Raw genomic sequence first — 18,071 nt, forward strand, 5'->3', positions numbered from 1 at the left:
TATATCATTCGTCGGAGGGGGCATCTTTCAATGATTGTTTAATAAACTCCGTTAATGACTTTCTCAGCGCTTTTTCCATGATCGGGCGATATTCATCCATGACCTCATCTACAAGAGATTGTATTTCAGTATCGCTGGGCAGCTTGATGACCGCTGCGACGGGCTTTGATTGAATGCCAGGAGGTGTTTCGGGTTCAGTTGGTGACAGTGAATCTGGCTGTGTTTCTGTTTTTACTTCCGGCTTCGGGGCATTTTTCGAGTATTTAAACAGGTCAAAGCCATCAATGGGCGGTTTTTCAATGCCTTGTTGCGCTGCCTGCATCACTTCGGCGGCAAAGTTACGCATGGAACTCCGTTCTTTGTTCAGGCGGTCAATGGCCTCGTAAGGAATGAACGGGTTGTTGTTTTTTGGCTTGCCTTTTTTCTCTGCCGGAGCTGCGGAGTTTTGATCATCAACTTTTGCATCACTTTGGCCTGAGACTACGTCTGACAGGAGTGGTATGTCCGGAGCGTTTGACTGATCTGTTTCTTTCGAAGGCGTCTCACTGTTAAGCAGTTTTTGGATTTTTTCCAAATCACCCAATAAGCTTTTTTTACTGTCCTTTGAATCTTTCATAGATAACTCAATCGCTATTATCTGTTTCTAAGGTCGTGGTTGTGCAGAGGGTAGCCTCGTTCTTTATAAAACTTATAGTGTTCCCTGCTTTTGGCTCTTTGCGTTTCGTGTTGTGACGCAATCTGGGTGACGCGTTGAAATCGTGTGAATTCAGAAGGGACTTCACTGGATAAGTTAATTAACACTTCGTAGTCGTTGCCCAGTTTATCCCATACGATTCTTACAGGGGCGTCTTCCGTATCATTCTCTTTGACATGAGGAATGAAACTTTCTGGCCTGAATTCCCATAATAGACGATCCAAATCGGTTGCCTGTGCTTCGGTGTCCACTTTAATGGTGATTTTGTGATCGAGTTTGAATGCTTTTTCTGCCAGTTTGCAGGCGAATATTAAAATCTGCTCAGGTTGATCCTGAGGAATTATGTAAAAATCAATCCGGGTCATTCGTTGGCACTGCTGTTTGTACTTTCTGTGTGGATGCAATCCATCGGTCGATGAATTGCACAGCTTTGGTGGCTAAATACCTGATTCAAGTCTTTCATGACGGTGGAGACCATCGACGGCTAGCAGTGACTTGAACAACAAACTAAATACCCCAATGGGGTGTTTAGTTTGTTGTGGGTGTTCAGCGTAAAGCAATTATGAAGTGATCAGGCTTGTTTTAAAAGGTAATCTACCAATAAGGGTACAGGTCGGCCTGAGCTGCCTTTCTTTTTACCTCCGCTGTGCCAAGCGGTGCCAGCGATATCAAGGTGTGCCCACTTGTATTTCTTGGTAAACCTTGAAAGGAAGCAGGCTGCTGTAATACTGCCTCCTGCCCGGCTGCCGATATTTGCCATGTCTGCGAAGTTCGAGTCAAGCTCCTCCTGATACTCATCCCAAAGCGGCATTGGCCACACTCGATCCCACGATGCCAGCCCAGACTCCACAATGGTTTTGCTTAATTCGTCGTCGTTGGCGTACACCGCAGAAGGGTGATGACCAAGCGCAATCACACAGGCACCGGTTAATGTTGCTATATCGATGACCGATTTAGGGTTGTACTTTTCAACGTATGTCAGTGCATCACAAAGTACCAAGCGGCCTTCTGCATCGGTATTCAAAATTTCAACGGTTTGTCCTGACATGGTTTTGACGATGTCGCCCGGTTTGGTTGCATTGCCGCTTGGCATGTTCTCTGCCGCGACTGCAACGCCGATGATGTTGGACTTAGGCTGGATATCAATGATGGCTTGCATGGTGCCAAAAACACTGGCAGCACCGCACATATCCCATTTCATTTCGTCCATGCCTGCACCTGGCTTGAGGCTAATACCACCGGTATCGAAGGTAATGCCTTTGCCCACTAATATGTTCGGCTGGTTATCGCCATCGTTTGTGTAGTGCATGATGATCAGCTTAGCGGGTTGTTCACTGCCACGACTGACGGACAATAGAGAACCCATACCGAGTTCTTCCATGTCACTTTCTTCAAGAATGGTGACGCTCAGTTTGTCGCTCTTAGCTTCCAGCGCTTTTGCTTGCTCGGCAAGGTAGGTCGGGGTACAGACGTTACCAGGTAAGTTACCCAGCGTTTTGGTTAACGCCATGCCTTTGGCAGTGGCCTGAGCTTTATTCAGGTTGTCTTCGTTTACGCCGGAGGCGTGGATGCTGATGGTTTCCAGTGTTGCCGCCGGAGCTTTTTCACTTTTCAGTTCGTCAAACACATAATGCGCAGATTCGATAGCGATGACTTGTTGTTCTGCTTTCCAGTTTGCATCACGGTTGCCAACTTCTGCTTCCGATAGAAAGAGTGCTGCTGAAGTCGTTGGTGTGGCTTTGATTGCTGCGGCTGCGGCATTCACCACGGATACATAAGCGCTTTCGTTCAGCGCTTCGCTGCCAAGCCCGACCAGAACGAGGCGGCCTGTGGATAAACCGGAAGGGCGATGCAGAGTCAGTGTTTCACTCTTTTTACCTTTAAAGTCGCCAGAAGAAATTAGTTCGCTGATTAAACCATCGGTGGCTTTATCTGCTGATAAAGAAGAACCCGACAGTGGTTTCTCTTGTTGCACACCGATCACAATGCAATTAGCTGAGCTGGATAGAATGTCTCCGCTTTCCAGTACAAAATTCATTAGTTGCTCCGCAAGACTTTATAAGGATATTTGTGGATAATTGCCATTTTCTGTTGCCTGTAAAAATACCTATCTGGATTAATAAGATAGGGCAGTGTTTGTATTAATGACAATTAGTCGTAATTGTAATTTGAATTAGTGTATCCCTCCATTCGATGGACTTCCAGTGTCTTAAGTGAGGGAATAAGGGTTTCTTTTGATTATATTTCGTTATTTAGCCCGGCAGGTTTTAGTCAATATGCTTGCCATCATCAGTATTCTGCTCATGATCATTGTCAGTGCGAGGCTGGTGAAATACTTCAAATACATAGCAGAGGGCACTTTAGCGCCCGAGTTTTTATTACTTTTTATTGGTTATCGTATTCCTGGTTTTTTGGAGTTGATTGTGCCACTGGCGTTTTTCTTAAGCGTCCTGCTGGCGTATGGCCGAATGTATCTGGACAGTGAAATGTCGGTGCTTTCATCGTGCGGGATGAGCCGTCAGCATGTATTACGTTATACCTTAGGGGTCAGCATGGTGGCCTTTGTGGCGGTGGCTTCAATGACTTTAGGCATTACTGCCTGGGGGGAGCGAGAGGTACAGAATATTAAAGACAAACAAAAGTCGATGCATGTGCTGGATTTCATTTCTGAAAAAGCATTTAGTTTCATTGGTCGTACCGGCATGGTGGTTTATGCCGGTGACATGTCAAAAGATCGCTCTGAAATGTTCGATGTATTTGCAACCCGGCCTGTGCCGGATCAGCCTGAAATGCGTGATGTGGTGGTTGCCACCAAAGGCCATCAAATCACATCAGCAGATGGCGAACGCATGCTGGTGCTGGAAGACGGTCAGCGGGTAATGCTGATTCCGGGTAAGTTTGAAGCTGACGTGGTTAAGTTTGAGGAGCTTCGAGTTCGGCTGCCGAAGTCTGTGGTGGTGCAACAGAAAGACGTTGAAGGCATGGATATTCACGAACTTTGGGCGCAGAGCGACTCCGAAGCAAAAGCTTTTTTACATTGGCGGTTGGCGTTGCCTTTCATGTTACCGATATTGGCGCTTTTGGCCGTTCCATTAAGTGAAATAAACCCAAGAGACGGTCAGGTTAAGCGGTTTGTTCCTGCCATCGGGATTATCTTGGGCTATGCCGGATTAATGATTTGGGCAAGAGACAATATTGAAAAAGAGACGTTGCCTGTGATTGCCATTTGGGCGGTACACATTTTGTTTATAGGGCTGGCAGCCTTCCTGAATAGACAGATATGGAAAGATAAAAAAATCATGAATGATAACACTTTAATGTCTGCACCTGAGACGAAAGGAACGGCTGCGTAATGAATACGATTGAACGATACATTGCCCGAGTTGTTTTTTCTTCGTTTGCTGCGCTGGCTTTGATTATTCTTGGTTTGGACTTGTTGTTTTCGTTTCTGACTGAATTAGGTGACACTCGCAATCAATATCAGTTTGTTGATGCGATGATGTTTATGTTGATGACCACGCCACGTCGCCTGTATGAATATCTCCCTTTGTTGGCAATGATTGGCGCTTTGGTGGGCATTGGCCGACTTGCCAATAACAGTGAGCTGGTGATTTTAAGAGCCGCAGGGATGTCGACTTACCGTATTGTGTATGCAGTAATGAAGGCGGCGTTTTTCTTAATGCTTGTTGGCTTTTTATTGGGCCAGCTGGTGGTGCCGGTTTCTGAGGAATACGCGCAAACCTCCAAAGCGATTAAAATGGCGGACGGTAAAGTTCAGCTCAGTGGCAAAAAGAAAGGTTTTTGGCATAAAGAAAGCAGTGAGTTTGTGCACTTCAGTTTGGTCGAACCTTCAGGTAAGTTGCACGGCGTAACGCGTTATAAATTTGAGGCCGATCAGCAGCTTGAGTCCATCGAATATTCCAAAATGGCGGAATATACCGATGGTCAATGGCGCTTGTACGATACCGAATTAACGCGTTTTTCAAACAACAAAACGCAAGTTGAACAAATTCCTGAAAAAATCTGGGATGTTTCTTTGCAACCTGCGCTTTTGTCCGTCATTGTGCTGAAGCCTGATTATCTGGCGATGACCGACTTATACGACTTATCTGATTACCTTGAACAGCAAGGTCTGGATGCCAGTTCATTTAAACTTTCATTTTGGCGAAAAGCCTACCAGCCGCTGGCAATCGGTGCTTTGGTGTTGATTGGTATCTCTTTTGTGTTTGGGCCATTGCGTTCCGTTGCAATGGGAACCCGGTTGTTTTACGGCATCATTACCGGGTTAAGTTTTAAATACCTGCAAGACTTTATGGGGCCGGCGGCAACGGTTTTTGGTATTGAGGCCTGGCTGGCCGCACTGTTGCCAACGGTTTTATGTGCCATTCTTGGGTGGCTGATGTTAAAGCGGGCCGGTTAAAGCTGGTTGGTATTCTTATCGGAATAAATTAAGGGGAAGCAGAGTTCCCCCTTAATTGGTGATTACTTTTGTGGCTTCGGTATGACCGTTGTGCGGGTATTGGAAATACGTTCGTGCAAGGTTAATTGGTTACTGTCGACAAACATCCATAGATAACCAAGGCCTAAAGGCAGGGCTGAAACAAAAGCAAACAGAAAACGGATTAACGCTTGTTGAAGCGTAATTGGCCGGCCATCCAGCGTTTCCACTCGTATTTTCCATGCTTTCATACCAGCGGTTTGTCCGCCGTCTGTCCAGAACTTGGCGAAGAAGCTGAACGCTGCGATAAATAACAGGCTTTGAAACAGCGGACCTTTCACGGACTCCATGCCATTCACTCCTGTCACAATGAGAGTCAGTACAAAGTATATCCCCAACATGATTAACGTGTCGTAAACCATCGCGGCAAAGCGTACAACGATGCCGGCACTGGGAAGGGTTGCTTCAATTGGATACGGTTGAGATAAATTTGGTTGCATAATTTTTGTTGACCATAAGAACACGCGAAGTGCATTCTAATGGATAGCTCGCGCAGGTTCAAAGCCACTCCTCACTTTCAAGCTTTGTGTATCGCCGTCGGGTTGTTTGCTTCATGTTTTCCCGAATAGGATATGGTGTGATTTTTCGTTTAAAACCTTATTTGACAGGGCTTGTCATCATTATATTTGCCCAGTGGTTATTAGAGACTCAAACGGAAACCTTACGAGGTTGGTTTGATTTGTTAAAGTGGTCTGGCTACGGCTTATTGGTTTTAACGCTCGTTGTGTCCGTGCATTTTAATCGTCCGGTTTATGCGCACTTTATGGTGCTGGTGGGCATTCAGTATTATTTAATTCAGAATTTCCTGCAGGTTCCTCTCAGTGAGCCTTCTGCACAGGTGTTGTATTTATGGTTGGCCATTTGGTTGCCATTGAGTGCTTTGCTGGTATCAGTGGTTCCTGCCAAGCCGATTAAACACTGGTTCCAGGCACTGGTTGCCTGTGTGTATTTAGCCCCTTTACTTGGTGTTATTGCTTTATTGGATTCAATCAGTGTTTGGTATTCCGAATTCTTAGCCTCAGGTGCCGCACCGGATTTATTGTTTCAGTTCTGGCCTTCCGACTGGCTGGTTTCATCGGTTGGTGTTGTGATCTTTTACCTGATGTGTCTGCTGATAGGCCTTACCTTGGTCCGGTTTAACAAGGCATTAACGTTGCTGCCTTTGATGATTCTTCTGCAGGCCGTGTTGTTGATGCGTTTTCATTTAACCTTCGCTTCTGCGGTGATGTTTTTGGCGGGCATGCTGATTGTATTTGTGTATTTGCTTCAGCAATCCTGGCAGTTGGTGTATTTGGATGAACTGACCGGGTTACCTGGCAGGCGAGCGATGAATGAAACCCTTCAGGGGTTAGGGCGAAGATACACGCTGGCCATGATGGATGTAGACCATTTTAAGAAGTTCAATGATACCTACGGTCATGACATCGGAGATCAGGTATTAAAAATGGTGGCGTCACGGATAGGCGAAGTCGGCGGGGGAGGAAAACCGTTTCGTTATGGCGGGGAGGAGTTTGCAATTGTCTTTCCTGGCAAAGCGCTGGGTGAAACCCTGGTGCACCTTGAAACAGTGAGAACCGCTATAGAAAACTATCAGATGACCATTCGCCAGCCTGATCGCCCGGAAGATAACGTCGAAGGTAAGAAAAAACGCGCGGTTAAGGTGGCTGAGTCGACCAAGGTTGTTTCCGTGACGATCAGCATCGGGGCCGCTGAGCGGGTGCAAGGGGAAAAGGACCCTAATGATGTCTTGAAAAATGCCGATAAAGTTCTGTACCAGGCGAAAGAGGCTGGCAGAAATTGCGTATGCTATTAATTGGCTAAGATTTTTGCTTTAACAAGATGCGCTAGCAAAATTACTTGCCTGGTCTAAAGTAATAATTAGATCACTTAGGTGGGTAAGAAACATGTCTATATTATCAACGAGTCTATCGGCGAGACTTATTGCAGTAACCTTGTTCGGTACATTGGTGTCCGTTGTCGTTGCTCTGTGGGGAATGGGGAACATCAACTCTTCGGTAGATGGCTACCGTCATCTTGTCTCGGTTGAAATCGAATCCGAAAGAACCATTGCTGCGATGAACTATGCCTTTAAGGTTCAGGTTCAGGAGTGGAAAAATGTTCTGCTGCGCGGTGATGACCCTAAACAGCTAGAAAAATATTGGGGTAAGTTTCAAAAGAAACGTGCCGAAATAGACAAGTTGGCCAAGCACCTGAAAAGCATTCTAGAAAATGATGAGGCGTCCAAACTGGTCAGCCAATTTATTTCCGCTTACGCCGAAGCCATGCCCAAGTATGAATCCGGCTATCGGGCGTTTCAGGATGCCGGATACGACCACAAAGCGGGTGACAAAGCGGTCAAAGGCATTGATCGGGCCCCGGCTCAGCTTTTAAATCAGGCGCAAGAAATTATTTCTCAGGTAGCGGCGGATGAAAGCGCCCTGATGGACACCAACGCGTCTTCAGCGTTTGTGCTGTCGATTACGGTATTGATTATTTCTTCGCTCGTTGTGCTCGTAATACTCTTCTATGGCTTTTATAAAGGTTTGATTCGGCCGACCAAGTCCCTCGAATCTTTCTTCAGTGAGCTGGCCGATGGCAATCTGGCCGTTTCGTCTGATATTCGAAGTCAGGATGAAATAGGTCGTCTTGCAGCATCCGCTCGCTCATTACAAAGTTATTTAATTGAAGTATCGAATGGGTTAAATAACGCTGTTAAAAGCGTGGAGCAAGCATTTACTGAGATAAAAACAACGTCCAGTCAGGTTTCGGAAGCAGCGCAAGAACAAAGCAGCCGCGCTGAAACTGTGGCCGCTGCCGTTCATGAGATGTCTACCGCAGCGCAAGAGATATCCAGCAATGCGACGAATGCTGCGGAAGCGGTGGATGAGACGCGAAATATTTCTGCCTCGGGTACTAAAATTATGCAAAGTACGGTGGGCGGTATTAATCAGTTGGCCGAAGAGATAGGCAACGCGGCGGATGTGGTTCAGAAACTCGAAGAAGAATCCCAGAATATCGGAACGGTGTTAAGTGTTATTCAAGGCATTGCTGAACAAACGAACCTGTTAGCGTTGAATGCTGCCATTGAAGCAGCGCGAGCGGGTGAGCAGGGTCGGGGGTTTGCGGTGGTGGCCGATGAAGTGAGAACCCTGGCTCAGAGAACTCAGGATTCAACCACGGAAATTCAGGATATTATTGATAATATTCAAAAAGGCGCGCAAGCGGCCGTAACTGCTATGTCCAATGGGTCGGAGCGAACAGCAACTTCCGTATCTCAAGTGAACGAAGCGGGGACTGCATTAGAGAACATTAACCAGCAGGTAATGCGAATTCACGATATGAACATGCAGATTGCGGCGGCTTCTGAGGAGCAAACTCAGGTTATTGATGAAATTTCCACGAATGTGAGAAGCATTTCTGATTTGTCTGTTAAGACGGCTGAATACGCGACTCACGGAGAAGATTCGCTAAGTTGTCTGGATGAAGTGAAAGAAGAACAAATTAAATTAGCCAGCCGATTAAGAACATAAATCGGAATTGACGCTTTATAAATGCCTGCATTCGAATAGAATGTGGGCATTTTTTATGGATCGGAGAAAAATAAAATGAAAGACGTAGTGATTGTTTCTGCTGTTCGTACTGCGATAGGCAGCTTTGGTGGCGGTTTATCCAGTTTACCTGCTTCTAAATTAGGAGAGGTGGTGATTTCTTCTGCGTTGGAAAAAACGGGCATTTCTTCCGATCAGGTGGATGAAGTAATCATGGGGCAGGTGTTAACAGCAGGCTGTGGCCAGAATCCGGCAAGACAAGCTTCCATTAATGCAGGTTTGGCAAATACCACTCCGGCAATGACCATCAATAAAGTGTGTGGTTCTGGGTTAAAGGCTGTGCACATGGCGGTTCAGGCAATTCAGTGTGGTGATGCAGAGGTTGTTATTGCGGGTGGCCAAGAAAGCATGAGTCAGTCTCCTCATGTTCTTCCTAAGTCTCGTGATGGTCAGCGCATGGGGAATTGGAGCATGATCGACACCATGATCACAGACGGGTTGTGGGATGCGTTTAACGATTATCACATGGGGATTACCGCAGAAAATTTAGCCGAGAAATACGATATCTCCCGTGAGGCTCAAGACGCGTTTGCTGCGGAGTCTCAACAAAAAGCGGTTGCTGCTCAGCAAGCCGGTAAGTTTGCAGATGAAATAGTCCCTGTATCAATTCCTCAGCGTAAAGGTGAGCCGGTGATTGTCGATCAGGACGAATGCCCTCGTGCCGGTACCACCGCAGAGAAGTTGGCAGGCATGCGAGCTGCGTTTAAGAAAGGCGGTACTGTTACCGCTGCAAACGCTTCTTCTCTCAATGACGGCGCGGCTGTCGTGGTAGTAATGAGTAAAGAAAAAGCGGATGAGCTTGGCTTGGAACCTTTGGCCATTATCCGTGGGTATGCAAATGCAGGCGTAGCGCCTGAAATTATGGGTATTGGCCCTGTCACTGCCACTCAGCGTTGTTTAGAAAAAGCAGGTTGGTCCATTGATGAGCTGGATCTTGTGGAAGCCAATGAAGCGTTTGCGGTGCAGTCTTTGTCGGTTAATAAAGAATTGGGTTGGGATGCTTCCAAAGTGAACGTGAACGGAGGGGCAATTGCTCTTGGTCACCCAATTGGTGCCTCAGGTTGTCGTATTTTGGTGAGTTTACTGCATGAAATGAAGCGCCGGGGTAAAGCGAAGGGTTTGGCGACACTTTGCATTGGCGGTGGTATGGGAGTTGCGTTGGCGGTGGAAACCCTGTAACTCGAAAAGCCTGTAGTTAAGACCAAGACTAAGACAGTCAAAACTTCATGATTTTAATGCCCTGAAACCAAACAACGGTGGTTGGTTTCTGGGCATTTTTCGTTTTTGTCGTGGTGAATTTTCTAATAGTTTCAATAAAATCAACTGGTTGAGAGTTGGCCTGGTATTTGAATATGTATTCAATATATTCTAAGTACAGGGCATGGTTATGTTTGGCGCAGAAGTAATCGCATCTTTTATTCTTATTTTTTCAGCCGGTATGGTTTTGGTATTAGGAGGGTTGTATTTAATAACTTCCTACTCTAAAACACGCTATCAGCGTCGCTCTTTGGCCAACTATGAGGCTGTACTTCAGTTAATAAGACTGGTGCAACAACACAGGGGATTGTGCCAAGGTGTTATTTCCGGTGATGCATTACTGGGAAGTAAGTTGAGTGAAGTGCAACGGCAGATTGTCCATTTGGTGGATGTGCTAAACCATAAACTGGAAGGCAAGTCTCAACAGCGTTGGGAAGGTTTTTTTGATCATTGGTTACGTTTAAGCAAGGGGTCTACGTCAGCAAAAGCAGAAGACAGTTTTCAACAGCACAACCACATGATCAGTAACTTAATGTATTTGAGTGAGGATATTTGTCTTAATTCCGATTTGGGTTATGGCGCGAACAGGAGTCAAACACAGTTGCTTTGGCGGCAGTTATTGATGTTGTCAGAAAGCCTGGGTCAATCCAGAGCCATCGGCACTTCGGTGTTAACCCGTCAGGAAACCAGTTATTTAGAACAAATACGTGTACAGCTGTTGTTTGATCGTATTGAAGCTCATATCGAATATTTGGCGGGGTATGTGTCGGAAGGAACACAGGCAAAGTTACAGGCTTGCATTGCTCCTATTTCGGCCACTTTAAAATTTATTTCTGAGGATATATCAAAAGTCTCCTACTCCGGCCAAGAATTTTTCTCGGTCGCGTCGCATTCTTTGGCGCAGGTGACGGGTATGCTTGACAGTGAAATCCATAGAGTAAAGCAGAGTCTGGGCCATTCGACTTCGCCAACGGTTGTTGAGTCGGTTACGTTACAACCGGACGATACTCGCGTTCAAAACAGGATGGTTTTTCATTGATTTCAGACCCTTCTGAAGGCGCGGGCGTTAGGTTTTTTGAACTTGCTCAGAGGTTTTTTAACGTTTTATGAGATTGAAAGAATGCTTCTGCCTGCTCTTTGGTTAAAGGTCGAGAGTAGAGGTATCCTTGCGCTTCATCACAGTAATATTCTTTTAGAAAGTCGGATTGTTGTTGGGTTTCTACCCCTTCAGCAATGACTTTCAGGCCCATTTGGTGCGCGAGCGCAATGGTTGATGTTGCGATGGCGGCGCCACCTTCGTCGGTTAAAATATCATCGACGAAGCTTTTATCAATTTTCAGTTTGTCGATGGAAAAGCGTTTCAGGTAGCTCAAGGAGGAATAGCCAGTACCAAAATCATCGATCGCCAGGTGTATGCCGAGGGACTTTAGTTCTTTGAGGGTTTCAATGGTGACTTCGATGTTTTCAATGGCGATGCCTTCGGTAATTTCCAATTCCAGGTTGTCCGCTGGCAGCTCAAATGTGGCTAAGGCTTGTTTGACCTGGCCGACAATGTCGGAGCGATGGAATTGTTTTGCTGAGAGGTTCACGGCAACTCGGCCAAACTGATACCCCATGTCCAGCCATTCTTTGGCTTGCCGACAGGATTCCATCAAAACCCATTCACCTAACTTTAAGATTAAACCACTTTCTTCCGCCAACGGAATGAAGTCTCCCGGCGATATCATCCCTCTGCCGGTGTGCTCCCACCGAACCAAACTCTCAAGCCCTATGATGGATAAGTCGCTCAATGATAATTGAGGTTGGTAGTGCAATGTGAAGTTTTGATCCTCTAACGCCTTGTGCATGTCGTTTTCAAGAATGAGCAACTCGACGGCACGATGGTTGATTTCTTCGGTATAGAACTGGTAATTATTTTTGCCTTTTTCTTTGACCTGATACATGGCTGAATCAGCACAACGTAATAATTCATCGCCGTGAGTGCCGTTATCCGGGAAAAGACTGATGCCAATACTTGCGGTGCTGTGTAGGTTATGGTTTTCCACCTGAACGGGCTTTGATATGGCTTTTAACAACTTTTTAGCGACCAGAACGACATCGTGTATGTCTGGTGTGTCTTCCAGTAATACCACAAACTCATCGCCGCCTAACCGGGCAAATGTGTCTGATTGGCGAATGCACTCATTAGCACGGTTGGCGATGCATTTTAAAAATTGATCGCCTATTTCATGACCGAGGCTGTCATTGATGTTTTTGAAACGGTCTAAATCCAGAAGCAACACCGCTAATTTGTAGTTTTCTCGTGATGCTCGGGTAATCGCATGGTGGAGTCGATCATTATAAAGTAATCGGTTGGGTAAACCGGTTAATGTATCGTGATGAGCAAGGTGTTGCAGATGGGACTCATGCTCCAGCAATTTATCTTGGGCGACCTTGGTTTCCGTTATGTCCTGAATGGCGCCGACAATCACGGTCCGGCCTTCGTCATTCACTTTTCTGTTGCCTTGTAACCTGAGCCATTGGGTGTTGTTTTCGGTTTCCGTTCTGAGGTTTAAGTCCAGGGGTTCTCCGGTATCAAGGGTGATTTCAACGGATTTACTGAATAAATGGCTGTGCTCGTCGTGAAACATGCTAGAAAAGGTATCTAAGTCACTCTGGTTGTTGGTCAATTTAAGAATGGACGTGGTTTCCTGAGTAAAGAAAACAGTGTTGTCTGAGAAAAGTTCCCAACCGCCAACCTTGGCTAACTTGCCGGTTTCGGTCAGCAGTTGTTTGCTGTGCCTTAGCTTTTCCATGGTTTCTTTTTGACGGCTGATGTCTCTGACCAACAGCCAAAAGGCAACCGGATGGCCTAATTCATTAATATGAAGGCATTGACGAACGTTGACAGGAAATACTTCGCCATTGCTGCGAATGAGTTCTTTTTCATACTCCTGACAGTGCTGGCATTGTTTTATTTGGTTATTACGGATTTTGGCATCAATCCTGTGCCAGTTCTTAGGGGTCACGTGTTCTGAGTTAGACTCAATGACCTTCTCCCATTTCATGCCAAGCATGTGACAGTAAGTATCATTGGCATCAAGGCAGGAGCCGTCCAGATCATAATAAGCGATGCCGTCTGAATTGGTTTCGAAGAGGGTTCGGTAGCGACGCTCAGATTCTTTCAGCGCCCCTTCAACGACCATTTGGTCTGTAATGTCGTATTGAATGCCAACGAAATGAGTAACTTCCCCCGAGCCGTTAAACACTGGAGAGATGGTTAACTCGTTCCAAAACATTTCCCCCGACTTTTTGTAATTTCGAAGAACGGTTTTGCATTCAGTCCCTTTTTCAATGGCTTGATGAATGATGGGAATACCGCGTTGATCGTTATCGCTGTTTTGTAAAAAACGGCAGTTACGGCCAAGAATTTCGCCGATGTTGTAGCCTGTTAATTCTGAAAATGCCTGATTGCAATAAATGATCGGCTGGTTGGGCAGTCGTGCATCCGCAATTGTGATGCCGTGTTGTGCGGCTTCCAGGGCTCGTGATAACAGATACATGAATGTACTGTCTGTTGCCGGCTCAGCAACTGATATTTGCACAAGAGCGCAGTGCTCGGCCGGAGCCTGTTCACTGGATTGGCTTGTTGAATTTATTTCGTTTTTTTGAGGTAGCAGACTGGCACAGACATTCAGGTTGCAGTTGTCGAGTGCAATCTTTTTTTGAAAGTACTTGCTGTCGACCAGACAATTAAGTTCATTTTCTATGGCCGATAGCTCAGGAAAGGAATTAAATAACGGTTTTGAGACAAAGGTATTTAAGCAACGTTGAAGCGTAAGTTCTTTACTGCATATGGAGCGAACGCATTGGTCTGCGAGATGAATCACCAGAGAGAGATCATTGATCTGCCGAAAGTAGGTGGCTAAAGATTGTTGAATGACTTCCTTGTTGTCTTGCATATGCACTGAATTTCCGAATCTCAAAGAAACGTTATTTTGTAAAACTATAGTTGAGATCTAATGTGGCGTTAGGAATTTTGGTGAGAAGGCACACAATAAATAGGGCCAATTAGGGATGTTGGTATCAGGATAAATAGATTTTTCCGTCTTCGACATCATCCTGCTCAGGCAAAAGGACTTGTTTAGCGTATTTTTTCCACACTTTACTTCGAACAAACAAATCAAATAAGTCCGGATCAATGTGGTTGCTTTCTTTCATGTTTTTAAGAATTTTCAACGCCAGACTTAATGGCATCGGTGGTTTGTAAGGGCGATCTCTGGCAGTTAATGCTTCAAAGATGTCAGCAATGGCCATCATTCTTGCCGGTAACGACATTTGTTCGCGTGTCAGTCCTTTGGGAAAACCGGAGCCGTCCATTTTTTCGTGGTGGCCTCCGGCGTACTCAGGCACGCGTTTTAACTTTTTGGGGAAAGGCAGAGACTCAAGCATGTCGATGGTGACCTGCATGTGATTGTTGATGATCTTCCTTTCATCCACTGACAATGTCCCCTTGGGAATACACAGGTTTTCCACTTCTGAAGGTGTTAACAACGGGTGCTCATTGCCCTGTAGGTCTGTCCAGGTAATGCTGGCCAGTTCACGAACCTTTTCCTGATCTTCCTCCCGCATAAATTCCCCCCCTTTATTTGCTGAGGTGAGGAATTCTGCAATGCTTTGTATATCTTGGGTGGTAAGGCTTTGCTGGGTGCTCTCTGCAGCACTGGACGGGACGGTATTGGACAATCGATGGTTCAGTGCCGCGAGCCGGGCGAGTACTAAATCAATGCCGTCCTGCATGGTGTGCAGTTTGGTGGACTTTTCAAGCACGGTATCTGGTGTCGCCAATTTGCCACAATCGTGCATCCAGGCGGCCACCCTGACTTCATACCACTCGTCTTCGTTGAGGTTAAAGTCGGCAAAGACTTCCTCGTCGTCACAGGCCGCCTTCGCTATCAGCTCCATCAGTAAAGGAACGCGTTGGCAGTGCGCTGACGTATGCGGTGATTTTGCATCGATGGCCTGAGCAATGCATTGTATGAAGGCATCCAGCAGGTCTTTATGGTCTTGCAGCAGGATTTGATTGTTCAAGGCAATGGCGGCATAAGTGGCTAAGCCTTTAATTAATGGCTCTATGTGCCGACTGAATGGAATGGTTTCTTTGGTGTCCGGGTTTTTAGCGTTAATCAGCTGCAAGACGCCGATGACATCTTCATTGTGGTTGAGCAGTGGCACCGTCAGGAATGAGCAGGACTTATAGCCGCTTGAGCGATCAAAGGCTTTGGTGCCATCAAAACAAAATGCTTTGTTTTGATAAGCGTCTTCAATGTTTACCAGTTGCTTGGTATTAGCGCAGAAGCTGGCAATGTTGGTTAAGTTATCCTGGCCTTCTTTATCTTTTAACGGAATGGGCGGGAAATTACTTTTTTCCTCAGAACCCAACAGGTTTTTGTTGATGTTTAAGGTTTGGTTACGTATGACCGAAAAACACAGTTTTGGCTCGGTTTCTTCATCTTCCATCAGGTAAATGGTGCCTGCATCCGCCATGGTTAGTGCTTGCGCTTCCTCGAGAATTTTGGGAAGAAGAGTCTGTGTTGAAGAAAAGGCTGATAACTCGGCTAATAAGGCTCTTTGGCTGTTGATCTGCAGTTGCTGATCCATTGCGACGGAGGCAAAGCGCCCCAGTTCCGACAGTATTTCTTCACAAGCGTCGTCAAATTGAATGATGTTGTTGTTTTCGTCCTGAGCATTGATTAACTGAAGTACACCCACCAATTGATTGGCTTGGTTGATCAAGGGGAGGGCGAGGACAGACTCGGTATGGTAATGAGATTGCCTGTCTATTTGAGTGGTGCCCGAGTGATGCTGCTCGTCTTGGTAAACGTCAGAAATATTAATCAGCTCTCTTTCATGGGCAGCGCGCGTGACCACAGTGCTCAAATTGGGTTCGCAATTAAAGGAGTCGTAAAGCGGGATTGGAGAAAACTTAACTTTTCTTCCGGAGGTGCCTCCTTGGTGTATTTTTAACGAGGTGTTTTTGACAATAATGAATTCGAGTGATTTAGGTTGCTGAGGGTTGGTGATGTATAGGGTTCCGCCGTCGGCATGGGTTAACTCTTGGGCGTAAGAGAGTACTTTTTCGAACAGTTCATTGATGTCTCTTTCTGCGAACAATTCATGGGCGATGTCCATTAAGTGCCGACTGGTTTCCAGGTCTAAGACACGTTTTACTCGATTCATGAGATTGCTCCTGGCCTATGCACCGATTATGGATCTTTCCGGCTCCTTTGTTGAACTTAGAAGCAGAGACAAGGTGTGTCAAATGGGGACTTCCGTTTCCGTACTTGGCAGGTTAAGACAAGACAATTGAGTCTAATCAAGTGGTTCGTAATGTTAATTGTGATAAAGTTGCTCGCCCTTGATTTCGGCGCACAAACGATCGCTAAAGTTAAGGTAACGGGAAGAAAAATACATGGGCTTGGGCAGTGGATGTCGTTGTATGTTGAAGCCTCCAGAGATGAGAAATTATGAGTTCCACAATTGATACACTTACTAAAACCCGGAAAACGGCTGTTCAAGAGGCGGTGGAAGATTTAGAAATTCGTTCTGACATTACCTCGTTAGGGGGGGTGAACGAGGCTGAAGGGGTCGAAGAAAAGAGCAATGAATCCATAACGAAGAGCAGCTTTGGCCTAAGTTGGCACCCGAATCGTAACCGACTGTACGATGAGTTACATACACGACCATTCCCTGTCATCAGTTCGTCGGTAAGAGTTTCACATTTTGCTTCACTCCATGGTACGGAAGGGAAAACAGAGGCTTATCTGCACCTTGTCGAGTTGTGTTCTCGATATGGCGTGAATCCACCCGCTGAAGGCATCAATTGTTATTATCAGAGTTTTGGGGCCTTTGAAGTCCGGTGGGAAGCGCATACCGAGTTTTGTACTTACACTGTCATTCGTCCGGTGAAATCCGCATCGCCTTTTGACGGCAATGCATTGTCTACGCTGCCGGAAGACTGGGTATCCCAGATTCCGGGGCAGGTCATTGCGGCTGTGCACGTAGAGATGTTAAATGAACAGGAGTCGATTCCGCCACTGGATGAGTTGCATGACTATTTTGAAGGGCATCGGTTGATTGGCTGTATCATTGACAACAATCAGGCCAGGTTATGGACGGCTTTTCGTCCACACAGTGATGGGTTTGGCCGGGTGCTGGTCTATAACCGTAGTCTTAATGCATGTCAGGCGGGCCGGTTATTAAGGCGCTTATTGGAGTTGGAAGCGTACCGTTCGATGATGCTGCTCGGGCTTCCGGTCGCCCAGGATCTGAATGGTGAACTCACTCAGTTAGAGCAAAAGCTGACGGATCTTACCGGTGAAATTTCGGACATCCAGGGGGTCGCTGATGAAAAGAGAATGCTTGGTCAGTTGTCCACGTTGTCTGCCCGAATTGAACAGATAATCACTTCTCACAGTTATCGGTTCTCGGCCACTCGGGCTTATTACGAGTTGGTGGTGACGCGCTTGAAAGAACTTAGAGAAGCGGAAGTTTCTGGTTTGTTAACCATGACCGAGTTTTTGACCCGCCGTGTGACGCCGGCTTACCGTACCTGCGAAGCCACCAGCAGCCGAATGGACGACTTGTCCCGCAGGGTAGACCGCGCCAGTGAATTATTAAGAACCCGCATTGATGTGGTCATTGAACAACAGAATCAATATTTACTGAAGTCAATGGACCGTCGGAGCAAGCTGCAGCTTCATATGCAGCAAACCGTTGAAGGTTTGTCGGTGGCGGCGATCAGTTATTACTTACTGTCCATGCTGGACTTGGTATTGGGGTCAACTCACATATTGAGTATTAACCTGGATCATAAAATGATTATCGGATTGGCGGCCCCGTTTGTTTTGGGTATGGTCTGGTGGTCTCAGAAGCGGCTCAAAAATAAAATTCATTCGGTCAACCAGACCATGAAAGAGAAGCAAAGAACCACCGAAGAGCAAAAGCTTGTTGAGTGATGCCTTGCAGACAGGGC

General features: G+C 46.2%; 13 protein-coding genes. 7 read left to right on the forward strand and 6 right to left on the reverse strand.

Annotated features, from left to right (window positions below; all coding sequences use genetic code 11):
* Positions 1-4 precede the first annotated feature (4 nt).
* From ABD744_RS02005 to ABD744_RS02015, 3 genes are all read right to left on the reverse strand, one after another.
* The gene (locus ABD744_RS02005) at positions 5-616 is read right to left on the reverse strand and encodes a hypothetical protein (protein ID WP_344794930.1); all 612 of its coding nucleotides are present in this window, start codon (positions 614-616) and stop codon (positions 5-7) included.
* 17 nt (positions 617-633) lie between these two features.
* Positions 634-1,059, reverse strand: coding sequence for a DNA polymerase III subunit chi (locus tag ABD744_RS02010; RefSeq protein WP_344794932.1), 426 nt, complete (start codon positions 1,057-1,059; stop codon positions 634-636).
* Between the two features lie 206 nt (positions 1,060-1,265).
* Positions 1,266-2,732, reverse strand: a complete 1,467-nt coding sequence (locus ABD744_RS02015) for a leucyl aminopeptidase (RefSeq protein ID WP_344794934.1) — start codon at positions 2,730-2,732, stop codon at positions 1,266-1,268.
* Between the two features lie 196 nt (positions 2,733-2,928).
* Between ABD744_RS02015 and lptF the strand changes: the two genes are divergently transcribed.
* Positions 2,929-4,047, forward strand: a complete 1,119-nt coding sequence (lptF, locus tag ABD744_RS02020; RefSeq protein ID WP_344794936.1) for an LPS export ABC transporter permease LptF — start codon at positions 2,929-2,931, stop codon at positions 4,045-4,047.
* Positions 4,047-5,114 (forward strand): LPS export ABC transporter permease LptG, encoded by a 1,068-nt coding sequence (lptG, locus tag ABD744_RS02025; protein ID WP_344794938.1) that lies wholly within the window; start codon positions 4,047-4,049, stop codon positions 5,112-5,114. The genes lptF and lptG overlap by 1 nt, the downstream gene beginning before the upstream one ends.
* 62 nt (positions 5,115-5,176) lie before the next feature.
* Here lptG and ABD744_RS02030 read toward each other — a convergent pair whose 3' ends face one another.
* Complete coding sequence (locus ABD744_RS02030; RefSeq protein ID WP_344794940.1) at positions 5,177-5,632, reverse strand: RDD family protein; 456 nt, start codon at positions 5,630-5,632, stop codon at positions 5,177-5,179.
* 137 nt (positions 5,633-5,769) lie between these two features.
* Between ABD744_RS02030 and ABD744_RS02035 the strand changes: the two genes are divergently transcribed.
* The 4 genes from ABD744_RS02035 to ABD744_RS02050 all read left to right on the forward strand — a co-directional run bounded on the left by ABD744_RS02035 (position 5,770) and on the right by ABD744_RS02050 (position 11,096).
* Positions 5,770-7,005: a GGDEF domain-containing protein gene (locus ABD744_RS02035; protein ID WP_344794942.1), complete on the forward strand. Its 1,236-nt coding sequence runs from the start codon at positions 5,770-5,772 to the stop codon at positions 7,003-7,005.
* A 91-nt stretch (positions 7,006-7,096) separates the two neighbouring features.
* A complete protein-coding gene (locus tag ABD744_RS02040; RefSeq protein ID WP_344794944.1) occupies positions 7,097-8,722 on the forward strand; it encodes a methyl-accepting chemotaxis protein in 1,626 nt (541 codons plus the stop codon).
* 75 nt (positions 8,723-8,797) lie between these two features.
* Positions 8,798-9,979, forward strand: coding sequence for an acetyl-CoA C-acetyltransferase (locus tag ABD744_RS02045; protein WP_344794946.1), 1,182 nt, complete (start codon positions 8,798-8,800; stop codon positions 9,977-9,979).
* 208 nt (positions 9,980-10,187) lie between these two features.
* Positions 10,188-11,096 carry a radical SAM family protein gene (locus tag ABD744_RS02050; RefSeq protein WP_344794948.1) on the forward strand — a complete coding sequence of 303 codons (909 nt, stop codon included), beginning with the start codon at positions 10,188-10,190 and terminating at the stop codon, positions 11,094-11,096.
* A 46-nt stretch (positions 11,097-11,142) separates the two neighbouring features.
* On the opposite strand, the gene ABD744_RS02055 is transcribed toward ABD744_RS02050, so the two are convergent.
* Complete coding sequence (locus ABD744_RS02055) at positions 11,143-13,998, reverse strand: sensor domain-containing protein (protein ID WP_344794950.1); 2,856 nt, start codon at positions 13,996-13,998, stop codon at positions 11,143-11,145.
* 124 nt (positions 13,999-14,122) lie between these two features.
* Positions 14,123-16,276, reverse strand: coding sequence for a GAF and HD-GYP domain-containing protein (locus ABD744_RS02060; protein WP_344794952.1), 2,154 nt, complete (start codon positions 16,274-16,276; stop codon positions 14,123-14,125).
* Between the two features lie 287 nt (positions 16,277-16,563).
* Here ABD744_RS02060 and ABD744_RS02065 point away from each other — a divergent pair, with 287 nt between their 5' ends.
* Entirely contained in the window at positions 16,564-18,054 is a 1,491-nt protein-coding gene (locus tag ABD744_RS02065; RefSeq protein WP_344794955.1) for a DUF3422 family protein, read from the forward strand.
* Positions 18,055-18,071 lie beyond the last annotated feature (17 nt).

The sequence above is a fragment of the Litoribacillus peritrichatus genome, assembly GCF_039537985.1.
Taxonomy (GTDB): Bacteria; Pseudomonadota; Gammaproteobacteria; order Pseudomonadales; family Litoribrevibacteraceae; genus Litoribacillus; species Litoribacillus peritrichatus.

Coding starts and splice junctions, on each gene's coding strand:
- ABD744_RS02055 (WP_344794950.1), bottom strand. CDS start 13,998: ATGCAAGACAACAAGGAAGTCATTCAACAATCTTTAGCCACCTACTTT.
- ABD744_RS02005 (WP_344794930.1), bottom strand. CDS start 616: ATGAAAGATTCAAAGGACAGTAAAAAAAGCTTATTGGGTGATTTGGAA.
- lptG (WP_344794938.1), top strand. CDS start 4,047: ATGAATACGATTGAACGATACATTGCCCGAGTTGTTTTTTCTTCGTTT.
- ABD744_RS02065 (WP_344794955.1), top strand. CDS start 16,564: ATGAGTTCCACAATTGATACACTTACTAAAACCCGGAAAACGGCTGTT.
- ABD744_RS02060 (WP_344794952.1), bottom strand. CDS start 16,276: ATGAATCGAGTAAAACGTGTCTTAGACCTGGAAACCAGTCGGCACTTA.
- ABD744_RS02030 (WP_344794940.1), bottom strand. CDS start 5,632: ATGCAACCAAATTTATCTCAACCGTATCCAATTGAAGCAACCCTTCCC.
- ABD744_RS02045 (WP_344794946.1), top strand. CDS start 8,798: ATGAAAGACGTAGTGATTGTTTCTGCTGTTCGTACTGCGATAGGCAGC.
- ABD744_RS02010 (WP_344794932.1), bottom strand. CDS start 1,059: ATGACCCGGATTGATTTTTACATAATTCCTCAGGATCAACCTGAGCAG.
- ABD744_RS02050 (WP_344794948.1), top strand. CDS start 10,188: ATGTTTGGCGCAGAAGTAATCGCATCTTTTATTCTTATTTTTTCAGCC.
- ABD744_RS02015 (WP_344794934.1), bottom strand. CDS start 2,732: ATGAATTTTGTACTGGAAAGCGGAGACATTCTATCCAGCTCAGCTAAT.
- ABD744_RS02040 (WP_344794944.1), top strand. CDS start 7,097: ATGTCTATATTATCAACGAGTCTATCGGCGAGACTTATTGCAGTAACC.